This window comes from Kutzneria kofuensis (assembly GCF_014203355.1).
In the GTDB taxonomy this organism is placed as follows: Bacteria; Actinomycetota; Actinomycetes; order Mycobacteriales; family Pseudonocardiaceae; genus Kutzneria; species Kutzneria kofuensis.
In genome coordinates this window covers 6,970,813-6,996,204 of the sequence record NZ_JACHIR010000001.1, presented here as the reverse complement: position 1 = coordinate 6,996,204, position 25,392 = coordinate 6,970,813, and the positions used below count along the sequence as shown (strand labels likewise).

Annotated in this window: 20 protein-coding genes; 14 read left to right on the top strand and 6 right to left on the bottom strand. The window is 70.7% G+C overall.

The window, feature by feature from the left end; genetic code table 11:
* Nucleotides 1-57 precede the first annotated feature (57 nt).
* From BJ998_RS32160 to BJ998_RS32135, 6 genes are all read left to right on the top strand, one after another.
* Complete coding sequence (locus tag BJ998_RS32160) at nt 58-1,617, top strand: aldehyde dehydrogenase family protein (protein ID WP_184867074.1); 1,560 nt, start codon at nt 58-60, stop codon at nt 1,615-1,617.
* A 1-nt stretch (nt 1,618) separates the two neighbouring features.
* Entirely contained in the window at nt 1,619-2,776 is a 1,158-nt protein-coding gene (locus tag BJ998_RS32155) for an acyl-CoA dehydrogenase family protein (protein WP_184867073.1), read from the top strand.
* Nucleotides 2,773-4,908, top strand: a complete 2,136-nt coding sequence (locus BJ998_RS32150) for a thiamine pyrophosphate-dependent enzyme (protein WP_184867072.1) — start codon at nt 2,773-2,775, stop codon at nt 4,906-4,908. Before BJ998_RS32155 ends, BJ998_RS32150 begins: the two co-directional genes overlap by 4 nt.
* A 211-nt stretch (nt 4,909-5,119) precedes the next feature.
* Entirely contained in the window at nt 5,120-6,316 is a 1,197-nt protein-coding gene (locus BJ998_RS32145) for a type III PLP-dependent enzyme (RefSeq protein ID WP_184867071.1), read from the top strand.
* Nucleotides 6,317-6,388: 72 nt separating this feature from the next.
* The gene (gene speD / locus BJ998_RS47825) at nt 6,389-6,772 is read left to right on the top strand and encodes an adenosylmethionine decarboxylase (RefSeq protein ID WP_116176774.1); all 384 of its coding nucleotides are present in this window, start codon (nt 6,389-6,391) and stop codon (nt 6,770-6,772) included.
* Nucleotides 6,773-6,808: 36 nt separating this feature from the next.
* Nucleotides 6,809-7,681, top strand: coding sequence for a spermidine synthase (locus BJ998_RS32135; protein WP_345030483.1), 873 nt, complete (start codon nt 6,809-6,811; stop codon nt 7,679-7,681).
* 127 nt (nt 7,682-7,808) lie between these two features.
* Here the strand turns inward: BJ998_RS32135 and BJ998_RS32130 are convergent, their stop codons facing one another.
* Nucleotides 7,809-9,065 (bottom strand): MFS transporter, encoded by a 1,257-nt coding sequence (locus tag BJ998_RS32130; protein ID WP_221339379.1) that lies wholly within the window; start codon nt 9,063-9,065, stop codon nt 7,809-7,811.
* A gap of 62 nt (nt 9,066-9,127) precedes the next feature.
* On the opposite strand from BJ998_RS32130, the gene BJ998_RS32125 reads away from it, so the two are divergent.
* Nucleotides 9,128-10,171 (top strand): GlxA family transcriptional regulator, encoded by a 1,044-nt coding sequence (locus BJ998_RS32125; protein WP_446685010.1) that lies wholly within the window; start codon nt 9,128-9,130, stop codon nt 10,169-10,171.
* On the opposite strand, the gene BJ998_RS32120 is transcribed toward BJ998_RS32125, so the two are convergent.
* On the bottom strand, nt 10,162-10,869 hold the full coding sequence (locus BJ998_RS32120) for an SDR family oxidoreductase (RefSeq protein ID WP_184867069.1): 708 nt from the start codon (nt 10,867-10,869) through the stop codon (nt 10,162-10,164). The two genes, BJ998_RS32125 and BJ998_RS32120, sit on opposite strands and share 10 nt — an antisense overlap.
* Nucleotides 10,870-10,929: 60 nt before the next feature.
* On the opposite strand from BJ998_RS32120, the gene BJ998_RS32115 reads away from it, so the two are divergent.
* Nucleotides 10,930-12,078, top strand: coding sequence for a permease (locus BJ998_RS32115; protein WP_184867068.1), 1,149 nt, complete (start codon nt 10,930-10,932; stop codon nt 12,076-12,078).
* Here the strand turns inward: BJ998_RS32115 and BJ998_RS32110 are convergent.
* Entirely contained in the window at nt 12,075-14,813 is a 2,739-nt protein-coding gene (locus BJ998_RS32110) for a hypothetical protein (protein WP_184867067.1), read from the bottom strand. The genes BJ998_RS32115 and BJ998_RS32110 overlap by 4 nt on opposite strands.
* Before the next feature lie 61 nt (nt 14,814-14,874).
* Here BJ998_RS32110 and BJ998_RS32105 point away from each other — a divergent pair, with 61 nt between their 5' ends.
* The 5 genes from BJ998_RS32105 to BJ998_RS32085 are packed head-to-tail and all read left to right on the top strand — an operon-like array spanning nt 14,875 to nt 19,916.
* A complete protein-coding gene (locus BJ998_RS32105; protein WP_246489724.1) occupies nt 14,875-15,894 on the top strand; it encodes an LLM class flavin-dependent oxidoreductase in 1,020 nt (339 codons plus the stop codon).
* 47 nt (nt 15,895-15,941) lie between these two features.
* Nucleotides 15,942-16,463 (top strand): DoxX family protein, encoded by a 522-nt coding sequence (locus BJ998_RS32100; protein ID WP_184867065.1) that lies wholly within the window; start codon nt 15,942-15,944, stop codon nt 16,461-16,463.
* A gap of 56 nt (nt 16,464-16,519) precedes the next feature.
* Nucleotides 16,520-16,873: an Rv1678 family membrane protein gene (locus tag BJ998_RS32095; RefSeq protein ID WP_184867064.1), complete on the top strand. Its 354-nt coding sequence runs from the start codon at nt 16,520-16,522 to the stop codon at nt 16,871-16,873.
* Nucleotides 16,873-18,519: an NAD(P)/FAD-dependent oxidoreductase gene (locus BJ998_RS32090; protein WP_184867063.1), complete on the top strand. Its 1,647-nt coding sequence runs from the start codon at nt 16,873-16,875 to the stop codon at nt 18,517-18,519. Before BJ998_RS32095 ends, BJ998_RS32090 begins: the two co-directional genes overlap by 1 nt.
* A complete protein-coding gene (locus BJ998_RS32085) occupies nt 18,516-19,916 on the top strand; it encodes a hypothetical protein (protein WP_184867062.1) in 1,401 nt (466 codons plus the stop codon). The genes BJ998_RS32090 and BJ998_RS32085 overlap by 4 nt, the downstream gene beginning before the upstream one ends.
* A 4-nt stretch (nt 19,917-19,920) precedes the next feature.
* Here the strand turns inward: BJ998_RS32085 and BJ998_RS32080 are convergent, their stop codons facing one another.
* From BJ998_RS32080 to BJ998_RS32070, 3 genes are read right to left on the bottom strand one after another with little or no spacing between them, the layout of a single operon-like run.
* Nucleotides 19,921-22,062, bottom strand: a complete 2,142-nt coding sequence (locus BJ998_RS32080) for a serine/threonine-protein kinase (RefSeq protein WP_184867061.1) — start codon at nt 22,060-22,062, stop codon at nt 19,921-19,923.
* 2 nt (nt 22,063-22,064) lie between these two features.
* Nucleotides 22,065-23,009 carry a glutamate ABC transporter substrate-binding protein gene (locus tag BJ998_RS32075; protein WP_184869080.1) on the bottom strand — a complete coding sequence of 315 codons (945 nt, stop codon included), beginning with the start codon at nt 23,007-23,009 and terminating at the stop codon, nt 22,065-22,067.
* A gap of 29 nt (nt 23,010-23,038) precedes the next feature.
* Nucleotides 23,039-24,364: a GlnX family signal transduction membrane protein gene (locus tag BJ998_RS32070; RefSeq protein WP_184867060.1), complete on the bottom strand. Its 1,326-nt coding sequence runs from the start codon at nt 24,362-24,364 to the stop codon at nt 23,039-23,041.
* A gap of 184 nt (nt 24,365-24,548) precedes the next feature.
* Between BJ998_RS32070 and BJ998_RS32065 the strand changes: the two genes are divergently transcribed.
* Nucleotides 24,549-25,388 (top strand): PhzF family protein, encoded by an 840-nt coding sequence (locus BJ998_RS32065; RefSeq protein WP_221338195.1) that lies wholly within the window; start codon nt 24,549-24,551, stop codon nt 25,386-25,388.
* Nucleotides 25,389-25,392: the final 4 nt, after the last annotated feature.

The following is a 25,392-nucleotide window of genomic DNA, read 5'->3' as shown; positions in this document are numbered from 1 at the left end:
CAGCCCGAGGGCTCGCGGAGTTGGCGGTGGAACACCGGATTGGCCAAGGTAGAAGCCATGCAGCACAAGTGCGCGTCCGTTGTCGCCGGCGTCCCCGACCAGCAGGCCGAAGGCGGCGTTCTCCTCTCCCGCAACCCCGCGAACCTCGACGACGTCGTCGCCGAGGTGAAGCTGGCCGGGGCCGAAACAGTCCTGGCAGCCGCGCAGGCCGCCCGCGATGCGCAGCCGGAGTGGGCGAAGATCCCGGCCCCGGTCCGCGGCCAGGTGATCGCCCGGCTGGGCCGGCTGGTCGAGGCGAACAAGGAGGCGCTGGCCCGGCTGATCACCCGCGAGATCGGCAAGCCGTACGCGGAGTCGCTGGGCGAGGTGCAGGAGATCGTCGACACCTGCGACTTCTTCCTCGGCGAGGGCCGCCGCCTGTACGGCCAGACGGTGCCGAGCGAGATGCCGGACAAGCAGCTGTTCACCTTCCGCGTCCCGGTCGGCGTGACGGCGATCGTCACGGCGGCGAACTTCCCGGCGGCGGTGCCGTCCTGGTACCTGGTGCCGGCGCTGCTGTGCGGCAACACCGTGGTGTGGAAGCCGGCGGAGTTGTCGGCGGCCGTGGGCCAGGCGCTGGCGGAGCTGGCCTGGCACGCGGGCGTGCCCCAGGGTGTCCTGAACCTGGTTCAGGCCGACGGCAAGGCGACCTTCACGGGTCTGGAGCTGGCGCTCCGGGCCGGCCTGATCGACAAGGTCGGCTTCACGGGCTCCACGGAGGTCGGCCGGGCGATCAGCGAGCTGTGCGGGCGGTACCTGCAGTCGCCGTGCCTGGAACTGGGCGGCAAGAACCCGCTCGTGGTGATGGCGGACGCGAACCTGGACCTGGCCGTGGAAGGCGCCCTGTTCAGCGGCTTCGGCTCGGCCGGCCAGCGCTGCACGTCGCTGGGCACGGTCTTCGTGCAGCGCGAGGTGCACGACGAGTTCCTGAGCCGATTCGTCACGGCGGTGGAGAACGCGGTCGTCGGCGACCCGAGCCAGGGCGTCCTCTACGGACCGTTGATCGACACCCGCTACGCGGAACGCTTCGAGCAGTACCTCGACCTCGTCCAGCCGCACCACACGGTGCACGGCTCGACCGGCACCGGTCGGATCACCGATGCCAATCCCCGCAAGGGTTTCGTGGGCGATGCCGAGCGGGGCGTCTTCGTGCACCCGACCATCGTGGACGGTGTCACCGCGCAGGACGACCTGTACCGCACGGAAACCTTCGGTCCGCTGGTCGGCGTCGGCACTTTCGACACATTCGACGAGGCGGTCGACCTCGCCAACGGCCACGGCTACGGCCTGTCGGCCGCGATCTACACCACCGATCCCAGCAACGCTTTCCGGTTCCGCGAGCGCTGCCGGGCCGGCATGATCAGCGTGAACAACTCGACCTCGGGCGCGGAGGCGCACCTGCCGTTCGGCGGGAACGGCCTGTCCGGCAACGGAAGCCGGCAGTCGGGCGTGTGGGTGCTCGACCAGTTCACCCGCTGGCAGTCGATGAACTGGGACTACGCCGGCAAGCTGCAGAAGGCCCAGATGGACATGGTCGAACTGCCCCAGGCCGACCTGGCGTTCCGGTTGGAGGACTGACATGGACCCGATCGACCTGCTCGGCGTCGCCGACGGCTTCTCCGACGAGGAGCGGCTGATCCGGGACACGGTGCGGCAGTTCGTGGACGCGAAGGTGCGGCCGAACGTGGGCCGCTGGTTCGCCGACGGCACCTTCCCCCGGGAGCTGGCGCCGGAACTGGGCGAGCTGGGCCTGTTCGGCATGCACCTGCAGGGCTACGGCTGCGCCGGCGCCAGCGCGACGGCGTACGGGATCGCCTGCATGGAGCTGGAGGCCGTGGACAGCGGCCTGCGCAGCTTCGTGTCCGTGCAGGGATCCCTGGCCATGACGGCGATCCACAAGTTCGGCTCCGAGGAGCAGAAGCAGCAGTGGCTGCCGAAGATGGCCGCCGGCGAGCTGATCGGCTGCTTCGGCCTGACGGAACCGGATTTCGGCAGCAACCCGGCCGGCATGCGCACGACAGCGAGACTGACCAACGGCGAGTGGGTCCTCAACGGCGGCAAGCTGTGGATCACCAACGGTGGCATCGCGGACGTCGCCGTGGTCTGGGCCCGCGCCGATGACGGCGTCCGCGGCTTCCTGGTTCCCCGCGGCACCAAGGGTTTCACCACCCGTGACATCAAGGACAAGTTGTCGCTGCGGGCCTCCATCACCTCGGAGCTGGTTCTGGACGACGTCGTCCTGCCGGCCGACGCCGTGCTGCCGGAAAGCCGTGGCCTCAAAGCTCCGTTGTCGTGCCTGAACGAGGCCAGGTTCGGCATCCTGTGGGGCGCGGTCGGCGCGGCCCGCGACTGCTACGCGACGGCGCTGGACTACGCCAAGACCCGGGTGCAGTTCGACCGACCCATCGCCGGTTTCCAGCTGACGCAGTCGAAGCTGGTGGAGATGGCACTGGAGCTGGAGAAGGCGTTCCTCACCGCCGTCCACATCGGACGACTCAAGGACGCCGGCCGGTGCGAGACCGCACACGTCAGCTTCGGCAAGCTGAACAACGTCCGGGCGGCGCTGGAGATCGCCCGGCAGGCCCGGACCATCCTCGCCGCCAGCGGCATCACCACCGAGTACCCGGTGCTGCGGCACGCCAACAACCTGGAGTCGGTGCTGACCTACGAGGGCACCAGCGAGATCCACACGCTGGTGCTCGGCGAGGCGATCACCGGGATCGGTGCGTACCGTTGACCGAGCAGGTCGACGAGCACTTCGTCGCGTCGGTGCGGGCGCTGGCGCCCGGGCGGCGGCCGCCGGCCCCGCTCGGGCCGCGGCTGCTGGAGATGTTCGACGCCCAGCTGGGCAGCCGGCACCTGGACCTCGCCGCACGCGAGTTCCGGGCCCGCGGCCTGGGCTACTACACGATCGGCTCGTCCGGGCACGAAGGAAACGCGGCCGTGGCGGCGGCGCTGCGGCCGACGGACCCGGCGCTCTTGCACTACCGTTCCGGAGCGTTCTACCTGCAGCGGATGCGACAGCTGGGTCGTAACGGCCTGATGGACGTGCTGCTGGGCATGATGGCCGCCACCGATGAGCCGATCGCCGGCGGCCGGCACAAGGTGTTCGGCCACCACGACGCCGCGATCATCCCGCAGACGTCGACGATCGCCTCGCACCTGCCGAGGGCGCTGGGCGTGGCGTTCGCGATCGAGCGGGCGCGCAAGCTCGGCGTGCCGTCGGCCTGGCCGGGCGACGCGATCACCGTGTGCAGCTTCGGCGACGCCTCGGCCAACCACTCGACGGCGGCCGGTGCGATCAACGCTGCCGTCTACACGGCGTATCAGGGCCTGCCGCTACCGCTGCTGTTCGTCTGCGAGGACAACGGGATCGGCATCAGCGTGCCGACGCCACACGGCTGGATCGCGAGCGCCTACGGCAGCCGGGACGGCCTGCGGTACTTCCACGCCAGCGGCTTCGATCTCGTGCAGACGCGGGAAACCGCCGGCGCCGCCGTGGAATACGTGCGGCGGCACCGAAAGCCGGCGTTCCTGCACCTGTCGACCGTGCGGCTGATGGGGCACGCCGGTTCGGACGCCGAGGTGGCGTACCGGAGCAGTTCCGACATCGCCGCCGGGCTGGCCCGGGATCCGCTGCTGGGCACCGCGGAAACCCTGATCGCCGCCGGGATCCTGACGCCGGCCGAGGTGCTCGACCGGTACGAGGCCAAGCGCGCCGAGGTGCGCGAGCTCGCCGAGGAGGCGTCCCGACGGCCCCAGTTGGACAGCGCGCAGGCGGTCGTCGCCCCGCTGGCGCCGCGAAGGCCGGCCCAGGTCGAGGCGCGTGTGCAGCCGTTGCACTGGGACGAGCCGTTGACGTTCGCGCAGTCGGTCAACCGGACCCTGGCGCAGCTGCTGGAGCAGTATCGGGGGCTGTGCGTGTTCGGCGAGGACGTCGCGCGCAAGGGCGGCGTCTACGGCGTGACCCGTGGGCTGCAGAAACAGGCCGGCGCGGGGCGGGTGTTCGACACGCTGCTCGACGAGCAGTCCATCCTCGGACTGGGGCTCGGACTCGGCGTGTCCGGGCTGCTGCCGGTGCCGGAGATCCAGTACCTGGCCTACCTGCACAACGCCGCCGACCAGCTCCGCGGCGAAGGCGCGACGCTGCCGTTCTTCTCCCAGGGCCAGTACCGCAACCCGATGGTCGTGCGGATCGCCGGCTACGGGTACCAGAAGGGCTTCGGCGGCCACTTCCACAACGACAACGCCGTCGGGGCGCTGCGGGACATCCCCGGGCTGGTGATCGCCTCGCCGGCACGGCCCGACGACGCCGCCGCCATGCTGCGCACCTGCGTCGCCGCCGCCGATGTCGACGGCACGCTGTCGGTGTTCCTGGAACCCATTGCCCTGTACCACACCCGGGACCTGCACTCCGACGGCGACGGCGGCTGGCTCGCCCCGGCGCCGCTGGAGCACGTGCCGATCGGACGCGGACGCACCTACGGCGACGGCGCGGACCTGACCCTGGTCAGTTTCGGCAACGGCGTCCGGATGAGCCTGCGGGTGGCCCGCCGGCTGGCGGACGTCGGCATCTCCTGCCGGGTGCTGGACCTGCGCTGGCTCGCTCCCCTGCCCGTCGACGACCTGCTCTGCGAGGCCGCCGCCACCGGCCGGGTGCTCGTCGTCGACGAGACCCGCCGCACCGGCGGCGTCGCCGAGGGCGTGATCACCGCGCTGGCCGACAACAGTTTCACCGGGATCGTCCAAAGGGTGGCAAGCGACGATAGTTTCATTCCACTCGGCGATGCGGCGCTCACCGTCCTGTTGTCCGAGGAGACCATCCAGGACGCCGCGATTTCCCTTGCGGCACAACAGCTGCACACCTGACGTTCACCGAGCGGGCCCGGAGTGTGAGGGGTGCCACCCCGGTCCGATTGCCCCAACAGGGGGTGATGGTCGCCAACAGGGCCATCGAGGCCTTACCATGACTCGCCGCGATGCGCAGCGCATCGTGACCACCCAAGCGGCGAACGGGTCGACGCACACACTGACCCGAGAATGGTAGGTACGTAGCGGAATGGGACAGAGCCTCGCCGTCATGGCGCCGCAGCCGACGGAAACAGTCGACACGGCGACACCTCCGCCGACAGCGGTGGAGCTGACCGGGGCGATAGCCCGTATCCGCGAGTACCTCGAGCGGTGCAAGCCCGCAACCCCCTGCCTGGTCGTCGATCTGGCGACGATCCGCGAGCGCTACGAGGAGCTGTCCCAGGCGTTCGCCGGGGCGAAGCTCTACTACGCCGTCAAGGCGAATCCGGCCCGCGAGGTCGTGCGCCTGCTGGTCGAACTGGGCGCGCACTTCGACGTGGCGAGCCCGCCGGAGATCGACCTGTGCCTGGCCGAAGGCGCCCGTCCGGAGCAGATCTCGTACGGCAACACGATCAAGAAACGAGCCGACATCGGCTACGCCTACCAGCGCGGTGTGCGGCTGTTCACCACCGACAGCGACGCCGATCTGGAGGCCATCGCCGAGGCGGCGCCGGGCTCGACGGTGTTCTGCCGGATCGTGCTGGCCGACACCGGTTCGCTGACGCCGTTCGGCCACAAGTTCGGCTGCGCCCCGGACATGGCCACCCAACTGCTGGCCAAGGCCGCCGAGCTGGGCCTGACGCCGGCCGGGGTGTCCTTCCACGTGGGCTCGCAGCAGTTGGACCCACGGGCCTGGGACGCGGCGATCGAACAGGCCGGGGAGATCACGGCCAAGCTCGCCGCCGAGGGCGTTGAGCTGACCATGCTCAACATCGGCGGCGGACTGCCCGGCCGCTACAGCCGTCCCGCGCCGCCGCTGGCCGACTTCGCCGCGGCGATCACGGCCTCCGTGACGAAGCACTTCGCCGCCCAGCCGCGGCTGGTGCTGGAACCGGGCCGGTTCCTGGTCTCCGACGCCGGTCTGCTGCGCTCCGAGGTCGTCCTGGTCTCCCGTAAGTCCACTGTGGACGACAAGCGCTGGGTTTACCTGGACGTGGGCCGGTACAACGGCTTGGCCGAGACCGAGAACGAGTACATCACGTACCTGCTCTCGACGCCTGGCCGCGACGGCGAGACGGGACCCGTGTGTCTCGCGGGCCCCACCTGCGACGGTGACGACGTGTTGTACCAGCACAACGTCTACCGGCTGCCGATGGAGCTGCGCGCCGGCGACCACGTCGACTTCCTCAATACCGGCGCCTACACGGCGAGCTACTCCTCCATAGCGTTCAACGGTTTCGCACCGCTCCCGACGCACTGCGTCTGAGCACTCCACCCGAGTTTTGCGCACAGGCCTCACCGGAGGTCTGTCTTCACCTGGAACAGTAGGGAGTGATAGATGACCGGAGTACTGGGCTCGGTGCAGACCGTCGGGTCGTTCACCGGACAGCACGTCCTCGCGGAGATGGAGGGCATCGACGCCGATCTGCTCAACGACGAGGCGTTGCTGCGCGACATCCTGACCAGCGTGCTGGATCAGGCCGGGGCGACCGTGTTGGACGTGACCTCCAAGCGGTTCGAGCCGCAGGGTGTCACCGTGCTGGCGCTGCTGTCGGAGTCGCACGCCTCGCTGCACACCTACCCAGAGATCGGGTCGGTCTTCGTCGACGTCTTCACCTGTGGCCACCGGGCCAAGCCGGAGGTCGCCGTGCAGCTGCTCGCCGAGGCGCTGCGCACGCCCGTCGTGCACGCGAAGACCATCCGCCGCGGCAAGGACGACTGACTTTCCCTTGCCACCCAAGCAGATTGTGAGAAGCAAGTGACCACGTTGGAACGAACCACCCAGATCCACGAGCCGGTGGGCCACGGCCTGACCCGGATCTGGGACCTGCACGAGGTGATCCACGAGGGCGACACCGCCTTCCAGCACGTCGTCATCGCCCGCACCGAGCAGGGCGTGTCGCTGTTCTGCGACAACGACCGGCAGAGCACCGAGTTCAGCCAGCTGACCTATCACGAGGCGCTGATGGTGCCGGCGCTGCTGCTGGCCGACAGGATCGAGTCGGTGCTGGTCGTCGGCTCCAGCGAGGGCGTCGTCTGCCAGATGGCCGTCGCCGCCGGCGCGACCCGCGTCGACCACGTGGACATCGACACCGAGGCCGTCAAGCTCTGCGCCGAGCACCTGCCGTACGGCTACACCCCCGAGGAGCTGGCCCGCGCCGAGCGCGGCGAGGGCCCGGTGAAGGTGCACTACGCCGACGGCTGGCAGTACCTGGTCGACGCCGCCGACGGTGACCAGCGCTACGACATCGTGCTGGTCGACCTCCCCGACGAGCGGGAGGAGGAGGCGCAGCACAACCGGCTCTACGGCGTCGAGTTCCTGACGATGTGCAAGGCCGTGCTCGCCCCCGGCGGAGTTGTCGTCACCCAGGCCGGCTGCCAGACCATGTGGCGCAACCAGACTTTGCTCACCTCGTGGCGGCGGTTCAACGAGGTCTTCGCCACCACCGCGTACTACGGCTCCGACGAGCACGAGTGGGCGTACCTGTTCGGCCGCGCCGACGAAGTCGCGGACCCGACGGCGCTGATGCAGTCCCGGCTGCCCGGTCTCGGCTACCGCCCCGTCTCCATCGACGCCGAGGCCCTCGCCGGCAACTCCGTGCCGCCGTACCGGGTCCGCCACCAGTCCTGAGCTTGTTCCCCCCGCGAGTCCCGCTCTCAGGCACACCGAATGTCGGTTTCCGGCAGATCTTGGACCGAGTCCAAGATCTGCCCGGATCTGACATTTCGGTATGCCGCAGAACGGGACTCGCGGGGGTTCAAGCGGCCATGGCGGGTTCGGGGGTGGCGGCGCGGCGGCGGGTGGCCAGCATGAGCAGGGACAGCGCGGCGGCGGCGCAGCTGAGCAGGCCGGCGATGTACCAGGCCAGGTCGTAGTTGCCGAGCTGGTCGCGGACGATGCCGGCGGCCACCGCGGCGAAGGCGGCGCCGACCTGGTGGGAGGCGAACACCCAGCCGAAGACGATGGGCCCGGCGGTGCCGTAGTAGCGGCGGCACAGGGCGACGGTCGGCGGCACGGTGGCGACCCAGTCCAGGCCGTAGAAGACGATGAACACCAGCATGCTGGGCTGGGTGGTGCCGGCGAACAGGCTGGGCAGCGCGAACAGGGACAGCCCGCGCAGGCCGTAGTAGGCCCCGAGCAGCACCCGGGAGTCGAGGCGGTCGGTGAGCCAGCCGGAGAAGATCGTGCCGGCGATGTCGAACACGCCGACCAGCGCCAGCAGGCTCGCGGCGGCAGTCTCCCCCATGCCGTGGTCCATCGCGGCGGGGATGAAGTGCGTGCCGACGAGGCCGTTGGTGGTGGCGCCGCAGATGGCGAACCCGGCGGCGAGCAGCCAGAAGTTGCGGGTACGGGCGGCTGACGCCAGGACCTGGATCGCCCGCCGGCCGGCGCTGACCGTGATCACGGGTCGCGGCTGCGGTTTGGTCGCGCCGTAGGCGAGCAGGCCGATGTCCTCGGGACGGTCGCGCAGCAGCCACGCCACCAGCGGCACGACGACCAATGCCGCGGCGGCGACCGTCAGCGCGGCGATCCGCCAGCCCACGGAGTCGGCGATGGATGCCAGCGCCGGCAGGAACACCAACTGCCCGGCGGCGCCGCCGGCGGTGAGCACGCCGGTGACGATGCCGCGGTGCTTGACGAACCACGCACTGGTGACGGTGGCGACGAACGCCAGCGCCATCGATCCCGTGCCGAGGCCGACCAGCACACCCCAGCAGAGGATGAGCTCCCAGCTGGCGGTCATGAACACCGTCAATCCGCTGCCGGCGGCGACCACCAGCAGCGCCACCGACACCACCCGGCGGATGCCGAAGCGTTCCATCAGCGCGGCGGCGAACGGCGAGGTCAGCCCGTAGAGCGCGAGGTTGACGGAGACGGCGGCCGAGATCGTGCCCATCGACCAGCCGAACTCGGCGTGCAACGGGTTCATCAGAACACCGGGCGTCGCCCGGAAACCGGCCGCGCCGACCAGCGCGACGAATGTGACGGCGGCCACCCACCAGGCCCGATGCAGCTTCACCACGTCGGAGATCCTGACAAGCGTGGCCGGCTTGAACGAGTGGCCCGGAAGCCACTATGTGCAAGAATCGGGCCAAGGCGGCGGCGATCCGAGCGGTGGAGGTGGCGGCGATGAAGCAGGTGGCTCATCGCGTGGTGGTGCTGGCGCTGGAGAACGTGGTGGCGTTCGACCTGAGCATCGCCTCCCGGGTGTTCACCTCCGCATCGTTGGCCGCCGGTCGCCCGCTGTACGAGACGCTGACCTGCACGCTCGACGGCGGGCCGGTGCGGACGACGGCCGGCTTCCGGCTGATGCCCGACCACGGGCCGGAGATCCTCGCCACCGCGGACACTGTCGTCATTCCTGGCCCGTACGAGGGGCCGCTGATGTCCGAACCCGAGCTGTCGCCGCAGCTCAAGGCCGCCTTGGACACGGTGCCGGCCCACGCCCGCTGGGTGTCGATCTGCACGGGCGCGTTCGTGCTGGCCGCCGCCGGGCTGCTCGACGGCCGCGAGGCCACCACCCACTGGTGTCACGCCGACGAGCTGGCGGCGCTGCATCCCCAGGTCCGGGTGACCCCGGATGTGCTGTTCGTCGACGACGGCAAGGTGCTGACGTCGGCCGGCGCTGCCGCCGGCATCGACCTGTGCCTGCACATCGTGCGCACGGACCACGGCAGCGAGGTCGCCAACCACGCCGCCCGACGGGTGGTCGTGCCGGCGTGGCGGGACGGCGGCCAGCGGCAGTTCATCGAACGTCCCGTGCCCGAGGTCACCGACGCCGGCACCTCCGCCACCCGGCAGTGGATGACCGAGCGCCTCGACCAGCCCCTCGACCTGCGCCGGCTCGCCGCCCACGCCCGGATGAGCGTACGGACGTTCACCCGCCGCTTCCGCGAGGAGACCGGCCTCAGCCCCGGCCAGTGGCTGCTGCGGGAACGAGTGGAGCGAGCCCGGCACCTGCTGGAGTCGACGGATCTGTCGGTGGAGCGCATCGCCCGCGACGCCGGCTTCGGCACAACGGCGTCGCTGCGGCAGCACCTCAACGCCGCGGTCGGGGTGGCGCCGCTGGCGTACCGGCGAAGCTTCAGTGCGAAGCGGGCGGCCAGCCCCTACTTGTAGGCGTCCTGTCCCACCGGCCGGATCACGATCTCGTTGACGTCCACAGTGGACGGCTGTTCCAGCGCGTACAGCACCGCCCGGGCCACGTCCGCCGGATCCAGCTTGGGATCGTCCTTGCGGTCGGCGGGAATCGCCTCGGTGTCCACCAGTCCCGGCTGGACGATCGTCACGCGGACACCGGTGCCGACGCATTCGGCGCGGATGGCCTGCGCCAGGCCGGTGACGGCCCACTTCGTCGCCGAGTAGAGACTGCCGGGCCGCACGCCCCGGCCGGAGGCGGAGCCGGTGAGCACCAGGTGGCCGCGGGATCGCATCAGCGCCGGCAAGGCGGCGCGGGCGGTGTAGGCGGGGCCGCAGACGTTGGTGACGACCATCTCCCGCCACAGCTCGGGATCCTCGCCGGAGCGGCCGAGGAAGGAGGTGCCGACGCTGCTGCCGGCGTTGGCGAAAACGGCGTCCAGCCGCCCGAAGGTCTCCTCCGTCTTGGCGACGACGCCGCTGATCTGGGACCAGTCGCCGACATCGCACGGCAGCGTGAGCACCCGCTCGGGGCCGCCGAGGCCGGCGGCGAACGCGGCCAGCCGATCGACGCCGCGGGCGGTCAGGACCAGGCGGTAGCCCGCCCGCGCGGCGGCGGCCGCGGTGGCGGCGCCCAGTCCGCTGGAGCCGCCGGTGATCAGCAGCACTGGATCGTTCATGAACGCCACCCTACGGGTGAGCGGACTGGCAGAATTACCCCCAGGGGGTATGCTCCCTCCATGTTCATCGTGGATGCGTTGGCCATGGCGGGCTCGATGACGTGGGAGATCCTCTGGGCGCTGATCCTGGGTTTTGCCCTGTCGGCGGTGGTGCAGGCGGTCGTCCGACGGTCCACAGTGGTCAGACTGCTGGGCACCGACTCGCCCCGCTCGCTGACCATCGCGGCCGGCCTCGGCGCCGCGTCCTCCTCGTGTTCGTACGCGGCGGTGGCGCTGGCCCGGGCGCTGTTCCGCAAGGGCGCGAACTTCACCGCGGCGATGGCCTTCGAGATCGCCTCCACCAACCTGGTGGTGGAGCTCGGCGTGATCCTGGCGCTGCTGCTGGGCTGGCAGTTCACCGTGGCCGAGTTCGTCGGCGGACCGATCATGATCGTGCTGCTGGCGCTGCTGTTCCGCCTCTTCCTGCGTGAACGGCTGGTGGCCAAGGCCCGCGAGCAGGCGGACAAGGGCATCGCCGGCTCGATGGAGGGCCACGCCGCGATGGACATGTCTCTCAACGGCCGGAAGTTGTTGTCCCGCGACGGTTTCACCGCCGTCGCGCACGTGTTCGTGATGGAGTGGGCGGCCATCCTCCGGGACCTGGTGATCGGCCTGCTGATCGCCGGCGCGGTCGCCGCCTGGGTGCCCGACTCGTTCTGGCAGGGCTTCTTCCTGGCCGACCACCCGGTGCTGAGCGCCATCTGGGGGCCGATCGTCGGTCCGGTCGTGGCCGTCCTCAGCTTCGTCTGCTCGATCGGCAACGTGCCGCTGGCCGCCGTGCTGTGGACCGGCGGCATCAGCTTCGGCGGCGTGGTCGCGTTCGTGTTCGCCGACCTGATGATCGTGCCGATCCTGACCATCTACCGGAAGTACTACGGCACCCGGATGGCGCTGTTCGTCCTCGGCACGTTCTTCGCCGCCACGGTCGGCGCCGGCTACCTGGTGGAGCTGCTGTTCGGCGTCACCGGCCTGACCCCGACCGACCGCTCGGCCCGCGTCGTCGAGGCCGGCATCTCGTGGAACTACACCACCTGGCTCAACATCGTGTTCCTGGTCATCGGCCTGGTGCTGGTGGTCCGGTTCTTCCGCACCGGCGGCCGGGACATGCTGAAGATGATGGGCGGCGCGCCCGACGCTGGCGGGCACACCGACCACCACCACATGGGCTAACCGTCGGTCACGGTGATCGTCAGCGGGCCGCCGGGCATCGGCTGGCCGTTGGGCGGACCGTAGGCCGTGGTCAGGTGGCCCTCGTCGGTCAGCGAGAAGCCGATCGTGTAGACGCCGGGCGGCGCCGGGCTGTTCAGGTAGACCTCGAACGTCACGGTGCCGTCGGCCGCTTGGCCGATGCCGCCGAAGGACTGGCCGACGATCTGGCCGGTGGCGTTGTAGACGGCCTGGCTGTAGCCGTTGATCGCGGCCATGCCGATGGCGGCGTGGGCCGTGACGAAACAGCGGGTGCTGGCCACCTGGCTGGCCGGGACGGTCGCGGGACTGACCGACACCGAGCTGACCGACGGCGGCGTGGTGTCGGGGACCCGGTTGACGACCAGGCCGGGATCGGGCGCGCCGAGGTAGCGCTTGCCGTACAGGGCCACGTTGCCGGCCCCGTCGACCACGGCGATGCCGTTGACGCCGCAGTAGCTGCTGCCCCGGTAGATCCGGAGCGGGATGGAGTAGCTGTCGGGACCGACCGTCGGCGTGCTGGTCAGCACGGCGCAATCCGCGTCCACGAAGATCTGGCTGACCCCCTGCCGGGCCCCGCTGATGTGCGTCCACAACGTCAGGTCCACATCGGACCGCCAGGTGTCCACGGGATTGGGCGTCACAGCGAACCCGGAGGCCTGCACGGAACTGTTGTCGGTCACCGTGATCACGGCGGTGCTGAGGTGGTCGTAGACGGCGGTGGTGCCGGCGTCGCTGGTCAGCACGAGCTTGGACACCGCCCACTGCCCGGTCCCGATGCCCTTGGGGAACACCACCGGCACCGAGCACTGCTGCGAGGTCTTCCAGCCCTGGCACGGACTGGAGAGCTCGTTGCCGTCGACCGCGACCTGGCCGAAGGTCCGGGTCAGCGTCTGTCCGGCCGGGCCGGTCAGCGTGATCGCCCCTTGCCAGAACCCCTCGGACTCGTCCTGCGCGTCGAACTGGAAGACGGCGTAGGTCGTGCTGCCGGCGTAGAGATAGGGCCGGCCCTGCGTCTGGTAGGTGATGCGCTGGTAGGTGGGGGCCTTGCCGCCGACCGTGGTGGTGGCGGTCAGCACCGGGTGGAAGTCGTCGAGATCGTGGCCGCTGGCGACGAGCAGGTTGCCCAACTCGTCCCGGAACTCGACGGCCGACACGACCCAGCGTGTGGTCGTCGAGTTCGACACCGCCGGCACAGGCAGCCGGTAGGTGTAGCTGGAGCGGTGCGCGTCGCCGGAGACCTTGGTCGCGGAGCCGCAGCAGGTGTTCGGCCCGAAGCTCTCGATGACCGGCTGGCCGAAGTAGGTGTCGGGCTGGGCGCCGAGGCGGCGCAGGATGATGCTGCCGCCGACGTAGGTCGCGTTCGTGTTGCGGTTGGCCACGGTCCAGTTCACGTCGACCGCGGCGCCGCCGGCAGTGGCGTCCACTGTGGACTGTGCGAAGCCGACGGACTCGACGGACAGGTCGGGGCCGGCCTGGAAGTAGCCGAACATGTCGACCACCAGGTCGACCTGGCCGAACCGGTTGTACAGGTTGATCCTGCCGTCCGCGCCGACCGGCACCACGACCAGGTTGGACAGCGTCTGCCCCGGCCCGAAGTCGATGTTCGACGCGGTCGGCACCGGCGAGCCGGTCGGGTACACGGTGACGAAGCCGCTCGCCGTCGGGTTGACGACCGTCACGTTGAGCACAACGGCGATCGGGCGGCCGATGGCCATGCTGCGCAGGCCGCTGACGGTCAGCGCCCGCGACTCGCCCACGCCGAGCGGGCCGCCGTCGGAGCGGGTGTCCAGCACCCGGGTCGGCGAGTCCGTCGACTCGTAGACGCCGCCCTGCGGCACCGTGCCCGGCGGGTTTCCGGTGTAGTAGCCGGAGATGTCCACCACCACGTCGACCCGGCCGAACCGGTTGTACAGGTCGATCCTGCCGTCCGGGCCGACCGGCACCAGCACCGAGTTGGCGACGGTGTCGCCCGCCGCGAAGTTCAGGTTCGACACGTTCGGCAGCGGGGTACCGCTCGGGAACACCGACAGGAAGCCGGTCGCGGTCGGATCGGTGACGGTGACGTTGAGCTGCACCGCCGTGACGCCGCTGGCCGGAATCGAGTTCCGGCCGGTCACCTGAAGCGGCAGCGTGGCCCCCGGCCCGATCGCTCCGGTGCCCTCGCGGGTGTCCAGCAGGCGGGTCGGCGACACTGTGTTGAAACTGCTGCCGGCGCGGTCGAGCGTGTAGTAGCCGAACACGTCGGCGATCACGTCGGCCGTGCCGGCATGGTTGAACAGGTACACCGGGCTGTCGCTGTCCACCTGCACGGTGACCAGGTTCGGCACGGTCTGGCCGGCCCGGAAGTTGACGTTGGAGCTGGGCGGCGTGAAACTCGTCGGGCTCACCGACAGGAAGCTGTCCTGGGAGCCGTTGGTGACGGTGACGTTGAGCACCACGGCGGTCGGCGTGACCGAGGGATTGCCGGTGATGTCGGCGACATCCAGCGGCAGCCCGGAGTTCGGGCCGAGCGGCGCGACGATGCCGTGCGCGCCGGTGCCGTCGCGGGTGTCGAGCAGGCGGGCCGGCTTCACCGGCACGAACTTGCCGGCCAGCGTCGGCTGGCTCGGTAAGGCCGTATGGGGCGTCGGTGCTGTCGGTGCGGCCTGCGCCACGACCGGCACCGCGCCCATTGTCACGGTCAGTAGGGCAGCGATGGCCCAGCGTCTGGAGGACACGGCGGGATTACAGCAGGCTGTGACGTGCGACGCGCGGGAATTCCGCGAAGTTGCCGCCGCGTTGCACAGGTACGTGACCGATGCCCGCGAAGTGCCCCTGTCCGTGCTCGACCTCGCCCCGGTGGCGCAGGGCTCGACCAGCGCGCAGGCGCTGCAGAACACCCTGGACCTCGCGCGGCACGTGGAACGGCTCGGCTATCACCGGTATTGGCTGGCCGAGCACCACAACATGCCGGGCATCGCCAGCTCGGCGCCGGCGGTGCTGATCGGGCACGTGGCGGCGGCGACGGAGCGGATCCGGGTCGGTTCGGGCGGCGTGATGCTGCCGAACCACCCGCCGCTGGTGGTGGCCGAGCAGTTCGGCACGCTGGAGGCGTTCCACCCGGGCCGCATCGACCTGGGCATCGGCCGCGCCCCGGGCACGGACGGTGTCACCGCGCAGGCGCTGCGCCGCAGCACGGGGCCGCTGTCGGCGGACGACTTCCCGCAGCAGCTGGCGGAACTGCTGCGCTACTTCGAGGAGCCGACGCCGGACCAGAAGGTCGTCGCGGTGAACGCGCCCGGCAACAAGCCGCCGCTGTGGCTGCTGGGTTCCTCCGGCTACAGCGCCCAGGTCGCCGGCCTGATGGGCATTCCGTTCGCCTTCGCGCACCACTTCAGCGCCGAGAACACGCTGCCGGCGCTGGCGCTGTACCGCGAGGCGTTCCGGCCGTCGGCGGTGCTGGACAAGCCGTACGCGATGGTCGCGGCCGCGGTCGTCGCCGCCGACGACGACGAGCACGCCCGGTATCTGGCCGGGCCGAGCGGGCTGTCGTTCCTGCGGCTGCGCAGCGGCCGGCCGGGGCTGTTCCCGTCGCCGGAGGAGGCGGCCGCGTACCCGTACACGGACCTGGAGCGGCTGTTCATCGAGGACCGGGCCCGGTCGATGATCATCGGCGGGCCGGACACCGTGGCCAAGGGCGTGGCCGAACTGCTGGAGGCGACCCAGGCCGACGAGCTCATGGTCACCACCATGGTGCACGACCACAACGACCGGCTCCGTTCTTACGAATTGCTGACCAAGGCCGTTCGCGGTTCGTAAGCACCCATTGCCTTGTCGGCGCCACCGGTGCGCGGTGGAATTCTTCCATGGCGATATCGGTGGCGCATGAAGTTCAGGCGTCCACCCGCGGCGTCCGCTGGGTCATCACGGGCGTTCGGGTGGTCACGGGAATGCTGTGGGTGCAGAACGTCTCGTGGAAGACTCCGCAGCCGCCGAACTACGGCGGTTTGCGGATGTGGACCCGGGACGCCGTCGACCATCCGGTGTTCCCGCCCTTCTCCTGGCTCGTCCAGCACGTCGTGCTGCCGGGGTTTCCTCTGTTCGGGGCCCTCGCGCTGGCCGTGGAGATCCTGCTCGGCGCATTCCTGACCGTCGGGCTCGCGACCCGGTTCTGGGCCGTGGTCGGAATCGGCCAGACCCTGGTCATCACCCTGTCGGCTTTGTACGTGCCCGGCGAATGGTTCTGGTCCTACGCGCTGATGTTCGTCGCGCATTTCGCGGTGCTGGCCACCGCCGCCGGCCGATTCGGCGGGGTGGACGCCGTGCTGCGCCCGCGTTGGCAGGCCAGTGGCAGCCGGCCGGGCCGCTTCCTGCTGCTGGCGTCCTGAATCCCGGCGCTCCCCCGAACCATTCGCATTTCCCTCGCGTACACCTTGGAGTGGGCATGAAACTCGCCGTCGGAATCGGCGTCGGCCTCGCCCTGGCCACGCTGCTGGCGATCCCGCAGGGCCTGCCGTGGCACATGATCGGCCTCGGCGTCCCCGGCTACCTCGTGGTGCTCGCGCTGGCCGCGGCGGCGATCACCGGTGGCTGGCACGAGCGGCGGCCGCTGGTGCTGATCGCCGGCTACGGGCTGCTGGTGGCGGCCCTGTTCCAGCTGTTCGAACTGGTCGTCGGCGGCCAGAACACGCTCGGCGGCGACCTGTCCACGGTGTCGCTGCTGCTGGGCGGCGGGATCGGGCTGGTCACGATCGGCTCGTCGGCGAAGCCGTCGACCCAGCCGGTTCCGCAGAGCTGATGGCGCAGCTGGGGTGGGGCGCGGTCGCCGGCCTGGCGGCCGCGCTGCCGGTCGGGATCCTGATGGCCACGCAGCACATGGTCACCGCGTTCCCCGGCTGGCTCGCGTTCGCGGCGTATGCGCTGATCATCGGCGTGGTGTTGGCGGCGGTGGCTCACGGCACCCGGCAGGGCCTGGCGATGACGACGTCGGCGGGCGTGCTGCTGGGGACGCTGGGCTGGCTGGTGTTCTCGCTGACGCTGGAACCGCTGGTGCACGGCGCGCTGCCGACCTGGTCGGCGGTGGCCGCCGCGAAGACGTATCCGGAACTGGTCGGCAACGTGTTGCACGGGGCGATAACCGGGCTGCTCCTGCATTTTGTCGCCGGTTCCTGGGCGGCGAGGGAGCGTCCTGAGCGCGGACCGTCGCCACGGGCGAAAGTTGTCGTGGTGGGCGGCGGATTCGCCGGCGTCGCCGCCGCGCAGCGATTCGAGCGGTTGGTGCTGCGGGGCGCGAAGCTGGACGTGACTCTCGTCAGCGATTCGAACTTCCTGCTGTTCACGCCGATGCTGGCCGAGGTGGCGTCGGGGGCGTTGGAGCCGGCGCACATCAGCGCCCCGATCCGTTCCGCCGCGCCGCACACCACGTTTCTCTACGGCCGGGTCGATCGCGTCGATCCGATCGTGCGCGAAGTCGTGCTGGAATCCGGGGAAACGCTGGTCTACGACCATCTCGTGCTGGCCGTCGGCTCCGTGCCGCACACGTTCGGGCTGCCCGGCATCGCCGAGCATTCGTTCCCGTTGAAGAATCTCGCCGACGCCGTCGCGCTGCGCAATCACGTGCTGCGCATGCTGGAGGCCGCCGACCGGGAGGCCGATCCGCGGACCCGGCGCGAGCTGCTGACGTTCGTGGTCGCGGGCGCCGGTTTCGCCGGCACCGAGATGATCGCCGAGTTGTTCGACCTCGTGCACGGCGTCTCGCACTACTACCCCGGCATCGCGCCCGACGAGCCTCGGTTCGTGCTCGTGCACGCCGGCGAGCGCATCCTGCCCGAGCTGGGGCCGGAGCTCGCCGCGTACGCGATGGAACACCTGCGGGCGCGCGGCATCGAGCACCGGTTGAAGCTGCGCGTCACCGAGGCGGCCGAGGACCTCGTGCGGCTGGAGAACGACGAGCTGATTCCCACCCGCACCTTCGTGTGGACCGCCGGCAACCGGCCCACCCCGCTGCTCGGCTCCCTGACCACGGATCCGATGCTCCGCGCCGTCGGCATGGAGGACGTGTGGGCCGTGGGCGACTGCGCGCGAATCCCCTTGGCGGACGGGACGTTCCACCCACCGACGGCCCAGCACGCCCTGCGCCAGGGCAAGGCCGCCGCCGACAACATCGCGGCCGTGGTCGCGGGCCGGGCTCCGGCCGAGTTCCGGTTCCGGACCATCGGGGTGCTGGTGGCTCTGGGGCACCGGACCGCGGCGGCGGAGATCCGTGGGCGGCGGTTCGCCGGGCTGGTGGCGTGGCTGCTGTGGCGGGGGATCTACCTGTCGAAGCTGCCGGGCGCGGAGAAGCGGTTGCGGGTGTTGTTCGACTGGGCGCTGGATCTGGTGTTCCCACGGGACATCGTGGTCACGTCGCCGACGCCCCGGAGGTCGAAGGTGAAAAGCCGATGACGGAAGGCGAAGACACGACCGGCGTCGGCGTGATGAAGGCGCGAGATGCCGCCGTTTCCGGCGCGTTGGCGGGGCTGGCGGGCGGCGCCGCCTTCGGCGCCACCATGGCGATCCAGGGCCAGCTGGCCACCGTCGCGTCCATTGTGCACACCGACAACGTGGTCGCCGGTCTGGCCGTGCACATGGTGATCGCCACGATCCTCGGGGTCGGCTTCGGGCTGCTGATCTCCCGGCAGCGGGCGCGAGCCGGCGAGACGGTGTTCTGGGGCCTGATCTACGGGGCGTTCTGGTGGTTCCTCGGGCCGCAGACGCTGCTGCCGCTGTTGCTGGGCAAGCCGGTGGCGTGGGATCTCGCCGGCGCACAGGCGTTGTTGCCGAGCCTGATGGGGCATCTGCTGTACGGGGCCGTGACCGGCATCGCGTTCGTGGTGTTGCAGCAGGACACGGATCCGTTGTGGCGCCGGCCTTCTCGTAGCGAGATCGTGCGTGGGCTGATCGCCGGGCTCGCCCTGGGACTGCTGCTGGGGCTGCCGTGGGAGGGGCTGCTGGCCGGGGCCGGGTACGCGTTGCTGGCGTCGGAGGAGAGCACCGGCCCGGCGCTGGTGCGCGGCACGGTGTACGGCTTCGCATGGTGGGTGTTCGCGGCGCTGACGGTGGAACCGTTGCTGTTCAACGTAACCCTGGACTGGTCACAGAAGGCCGCCGCCGCGGACGCGCATCTGATGCCGGCGTACGTGCTGCTCGGGGCGGGCATCGCGGTGCTGTACACGTGGCTCGGGTTGCTGGCGAAGGTCCTGTTCACCGACGACATCCGATTGGTACGAACCGAGGCGGCCGGCAAGCGCGGGCTGCGGGCGCTGGGCTACGGCGCGCTGTCGGGGATCGCCGGCGGTTTGGTGTTCACGGTCGTGATGGCGGCCGTCGGGGAATTCTCCTTGGTGGCGCAGATGATCGGCTCGCACTCCGCGATCGCCGGCTTCGTCGTGCACATGGTGATCGCCCAACTCCTCGGCGTGTCGTACGCGGTGCTGTTCCGCCGCCGCAGCTTCGACCTGACCTCCGGCATCGGCTGGGGCCTGTCGTACGGCTTCTTGTGGTGGGTGCTGGGCAACCTCACGCTGCTGCCGCTGTTCACCGGCACCCCGATCGACTGGAGCGCGGCCGGCATCGCCGCCGGATTCCCTTCGCTGGTGGGACATCTGGCCTACGGAGCCGCGCTCGGGGCGGTGTACCACCTCCTCGAGAAGCGCGCCAACCCGTGGTGGCAGACGCGGAGCAAGGCGGTGGCGGAGCGGACCGTGGCCCGCCGCGAGCAGATCCGCGGCGCCGCGCCGGCGATGTGGGTCTTCACGGTGCTGATCGCCTTGATCATCCCGATGCTGGTGGGCAGCCCCTGAGACGCTAGCGCAAAGTGCGGGGGCGGACGGCGTTGGCGCGGTCGACCAACGCCACCCGCTCCGTCACGCTGCTGGCCAGCCGCGCCAGGGTCCGGTAGCACTCCTCCAGCCCGAACCGCAGCCCCCGCTCGGTCAGCTCCGCCCCCAGCACGGTCGTCACGCCGTGGTCGCCGCCGGGCTTGCCGGCCAGCACCCAGTCGAACGCGGCGCCGAGCACGTCGGCGGTGAGCTTGGTGCGTTTCTGCACGTCCAGCGTCAGGTGGTCGAGCCGGTTGCCGGCCTCCATCAGGTCGGCGACGGTCAGCTCGGCCGGCCGCCGGTCCCGGATCCGCACCTTCAGCGCCCCGATCTGCGCCGACAGGTACTGGCTCGAACTGTCCGGCACGCTGTCGAGGATCTCCACCGCCCACGACCGGTGTCCCTGCGCGAGCCGGGTCCGCGCCAGCCCGAACGCGGCGCTGACGTAACCGTGGTCGGTGCGCCACACCAGCTCGTAATACCGGGCGGCAGCGCCGTGATCGCCGCACAGCTCGGCGCTGACGGCCAGCGCCAGCTTCGCGGCGGGCTCCCCGGGCAGGATGTCGTACACGGCGTTGAAGGCGACCTTGGCCTCCTTCGGCTTGGACTGGGCGATCGCCACCAGCCCCCGGTACCAGCTGACCCGCCAGTCCCCCGGCACGTCCTCGGCAGCCTCGTCCAACGCCGCGATCGCCGACGGCAGGTCCTCCAGGTCGATGTACGCGCGGGCCTGCCGCAGCAACACCTCCGGCGTCACCATCGGGGCGTTGTCCAGGCTCTGCAGCATCGCTTTGGGATCGACACCGGTGACGGTCGCCAGGAAACCGGCGGCCGGATCGCCGGCGTCGACCTGCGGCACCGGCAGCGCGACGGCGACCTCGTGCGGCTCGGGCGCGAGCAGCTCGTCGCGCGGCCCGAACGGACGGCGCTCGGTGCTGAACATGTGCGACAGCCGGGGCGGCGGCTGCTCGCCGCCGAGCGCGACGACCTCGCGCAGCACGCCGACCAGCTGCTCGGCCATGTCCTCGGCGGAGTGGAACCGCTGCTCCGGCTTCTCGTGCGTGGCCCGCAGCAGAAACCGGTGGTACGACTCGAAGATCTCGAACAGCGGCACCTCGTCCGGCCCGGGCAGGGTGTGCTTGCGGGTGCTGCGGTACTCCGGGAACTCGAAGCTCAGCACGGCCATCATCCGGCCGACGGTGTACAGGTCGGAGGCGATGGACGGCCCGCGCCGGCCCAGCTCCGGCGCGCTGTAGCCGGCGGTGAAGAACAGCGGGCTCTCGTAGTCGTCCATCCGCCGCACCGCGCCCAGGTCCAGCAGCTTGAGCTGCTCGTCGGTCTGGATCACGTTGTCCGGCTTGAGATCGCAGTACAGCAGGCCGATTCCGTGCAGGTAACCCAGCGCCGGCAGGATCTCCAGCCCGTAGGCGATCACCTGCGGCAGCGGCATCGGCTCGATCCGCCGGTCCGGCCGTCGGCGCTTGAGGGCCAGTTCCCGCAACGAGTCGCCGCCCACGTACTCCATCACGATGTAGCCGACCATCGTGCCGGTGTCCGGGTCCGGGTGCTGCACGAAGTTGTAGATCTTGACGATGTTCGGGTGCTCCACCTCGGCCAGGAACCGCCGCTCCGCGACCGCGGCGGCCATCGCGGCCGGGTCGCCGGTGTCGATCAGCCCCTTCAGCACCACCCAGCGGTCGTTCACGTTGTGGTCGCGGGCCAGGTAGATCCAGCCGAGGCCGCCGTACGCGAGGCAGCCCAACACCTCGTACTGACCGCCGAGCACCTCCCCCGGCCGCAGCTTCGGCACGAACGAGAACGGCGTGCCGCAGCGCGGGCACACTCCCTCGGTCTGCCCCGGGACACCGTCCTCGCTGCGCCCGACCCGGGACGCGCAGTGCGAGCAGAACCGCTTGTTCTCCGCGACGACCGGGTTGTCCAGCACCGCCGTCGACGGGTCCCGGTAAGGCACGCGAGGCACCTCGACCAGGCCGGCGCCCAGGCCTCCACGGCCCAGCGACGGCCCGGTCAGGGGTCTGGAGCCCTGACTGGACGGCCGCCACACCTCTTCGGTGTGACCGGTCGGCGCGAGACCGGTCGCGGCGGGATCCCACTGCTCAGTTGCCATCGTCAGTCCAGATAACGCGGGGTCGGCGGGGCGGGCACGGGGCCGAGGCGGTCGCCCAGCCAGTGCTTGTAGTCGGCGGTCCAGGTGCCGTCCGCGCGGATCTTCTCCAGCACCGCGTTGATGAACCGGACGAAGTCGGTGTCGGTCCTGGGCACCGCCAGCCCGTACGGCTCGTCGGCGAACCGCGGTCCGACGACCTTGGTGTACGGGTCCTGCGCGGCCAGCCCGGCCAGGATCGTGTCGTCGGTCGAGGTGGCGTCGACCTGTCCCTGCTGCATCAGCACCAGGCAGTCCGTCCAGTTGTCCACGGCCACCAGCTGCGGATGCGAGGCGACCTTGGTCAGCGCGTCCAGCGAGGTGGATCCCTTGGTGGCGCACACCTTCTTGCCGGACATGCCGCCGATGTCCTGCACCGGCGAGTTCACGTCGACCAGAACCCGCTGCCCCGCCGAGAAGTACACCGAGGAGAAGCCGACCTGCTCGGCCCGGGCGCAGTCGATGGTGAACGTGCGGGCCACGATGTCGACCTGGTTCTGCTGCAGCACCGGGATCCGGTCCGCGGAGGTGATGGCCTTGAACTGGATGCGGTCCGGGTCGCCGAACAGCGCCGCGGACACGGCGTGCAGCATGTCCACGTCGAAGCCCTCGACCTGGCCGGTGATCGGGTTGCGGAAGCCCATCGGGTACGTGTTCTGGTCGACGCCGGCGATCAGCCGGCCGCGCTGCACGATCCGGGCCATGGTGGAGCCCTCGGGCATCTGGCCGGGCGGCGGCAGCGGGCCGCTGGGCCGCAGGCTGGCCGTCGCGTCGCAGGTCGTGTCCGGGGGTTTGGTGGCGGTCGACGACGAGGGCGCGCCGGCGACGCCCGGCGGCTCCGGCACGGTGACCGTCGACGAGCTGTCCACGGGTTGCGCGGGCAGCGTGGAGCCGCACCCCGCCAGCACCATCGCCAGCGCGGTCACCACAACCGCCGCCCTCACCAGTACTCCCTGAACCGCTGCCAGATACCCCACCCCGAGGCTACGCCGATCACGACCGCCATGACGATCAGTCCGGGGGCCAGCAGGGTCAGCGCCGCGTCGGCCGCCGACGCCCGGTGGTTGAAGGCCGTGCGCGCGGTGTCCAATGCGGACACGAGGTTCTTGTCGAGGTCGGCGAACAGGGTACCGCTGCTGCTGGCGCTCGTGCCGATGCTGGACTGCACGGCCTGGCTGTACTGGCCGGCGTCGTCGGCCTCGCGGATCCGGCGGTGCGCCGACATCCACGCCTGCTGCGCGCGGATCGCGTTGTCCAGTGCGGACCGGACGGACGGGTCGGTGGCCATCGCCCGGGCCCGGCCGAGCAGGCCCTCCGAGCCGTCGCGGCCGCCGAGCCGGTTCGCGGCCGTCAGATAGTCCGTCTGGTAGCTCTGGCCGTTGCCGCGCACCACCAGCGTCAGCGTCTCGTCGGCCCGCGCCTGCACGGCCGCGAACCGGGCCTGCACCAGCACGGCGACCTGGTCCGATCCGTCCTTTCGGGCACTGTCCAGATGCAACGTCACGGCGGTCATCGCCGCCGACGTCCACAACAGCCCGACCACCGCCGCCGCGGTCGCCACCACCAGGCCGGTGTTGATCAGACGGTTGGTGGTGCCGAGCAGGTACCACTGGGCGGCGAACAGCAGGCCGACCGTGATCAGCAGCAGCACCACCTGGCCGATCGGGAACGCCGTCGCCGCGTCCTGCTCCCGGGTGAGCAGGGCGTTCTCCGCCTTGTACAGCTGCTCGGCCGCCGGCAGCAGCTTCGAGCGCATCAGGCCGGAGGCCTCGCGCAGGTACGCCGCGCCGACCGGGAAACCCTGGCGGTTGTTGGCCCGTGCCGTCTCGACCAGTCCCGTGTAGATCGGCAGCTGGCTGGACAGCGTCTCCAGCGCGTTGCCGGCCACCTGCGTGCCGGCCTCCAGCGTCAGCGCCGAGGTGGCCTGCGCGATGTCGGCCAGGTACTGCTGCCGGGTCGCCGCCGGCTCGATGCCGCCCGCGAGGAAGGCGCTCGACGCCGTCGCGTCCGCGTCCTGCAGCGCGCGGTAGATGTCCTGCGCCGCCACGCTCAGCGGCTCCGCGCTCGTGGCCAGGTCCCGCACGTCGTCGCCCTTGGCCTGCACGCCGGTGAAGGTCACGACGCCCACCACCACCGCCAGCACCACCAGGCCGGCGGCGATGCCGACGAGCCGCCCAGGCGTGGATTGGCCGAACTTGCGGACGAAGCGCCACAGCCGGACGGGCGCGCGCGGCACCGCCGCGGCCCGGGTGATCACACCGGCCATCGGCGGTCACCCCTTCCCAGCTCATCCGCATGTCGACTATCGATCGTGCGGTCGTCCAGCGCTACCCGAATCGCTGAGCAGGCCCCACATGTCTGCCCCTGGGTGTGGTCCTCCTCACCTGGTTGGCGCAGGGTGACGGGGCATTAACGGCCCCGATTGGTCTAGATAAGGGACAATGGACGGCATGACCACTGACGTGCTGCGCTACGCGGCGTTCACCACCACGCCCGACGGCGGCAACCCCGCCGGCGTCGTGCTGGACGCCACCGGCCTGGACGACGCCGACCAGCAGAAGATCGCCGCCGAGGTGGGCTACTCGGAAACGGCGTTCGTCACGCGGGCCGACGACGGGTACCGGGTGCGCTACTTCAGCCCGCTGGCCGAGGTCGCGTTCTGCGGCCACGCCACCATCGCCACCGCGGTCGCGCTGGCGCAACGGGACGGTCACGGGGAGTTGCTGTTCCACACGCCGGCCGGTGAGATCCCCGTCACCACGACGCGCGGTGACGACGGCCTCACCCGCGCCAGCCTGACCAGCGTGCCCACCTCGTCCCGGGAGGCCACCCCCGAGGAGATCGCCGACACCCTGGTCGCGCTCGGCTGGTCCACAGCGGACCTCGACAGCCAGCACGTGCCCCATGTCGCCTTCGCCGGCAACCACCACCTCGTTCTCGTGCTGTCCTCGCGGGAGCGCCTCGCGTCGCTCAACTACGACTTCGACCGGCTCGCCACGCTCATGACCCGGTTCGGCTGGACCACCGTGCAGCTGGTCTGGCCGGAGAGCGACACCGTCTGGCACTCCCGCAACCCGTTCCCCGTCGGCGGCGTCGTCGAGGACCCCGCCACCGGCGCGGCGGCCGCGGCCTTCGGCGGCTACCTGCTCGCCACCGGCCGGGTGACCGAGCCGGTGCGGCTGACCATCCGCCAGGGCGAGGACATGGGCCGGCCCAGCCTGCTCACCGTCGACCTCAACCCGGCGGACCCGCGGGTCACGGTCAGCGGCACGGCGACGCCGATCGTCTAGCCGT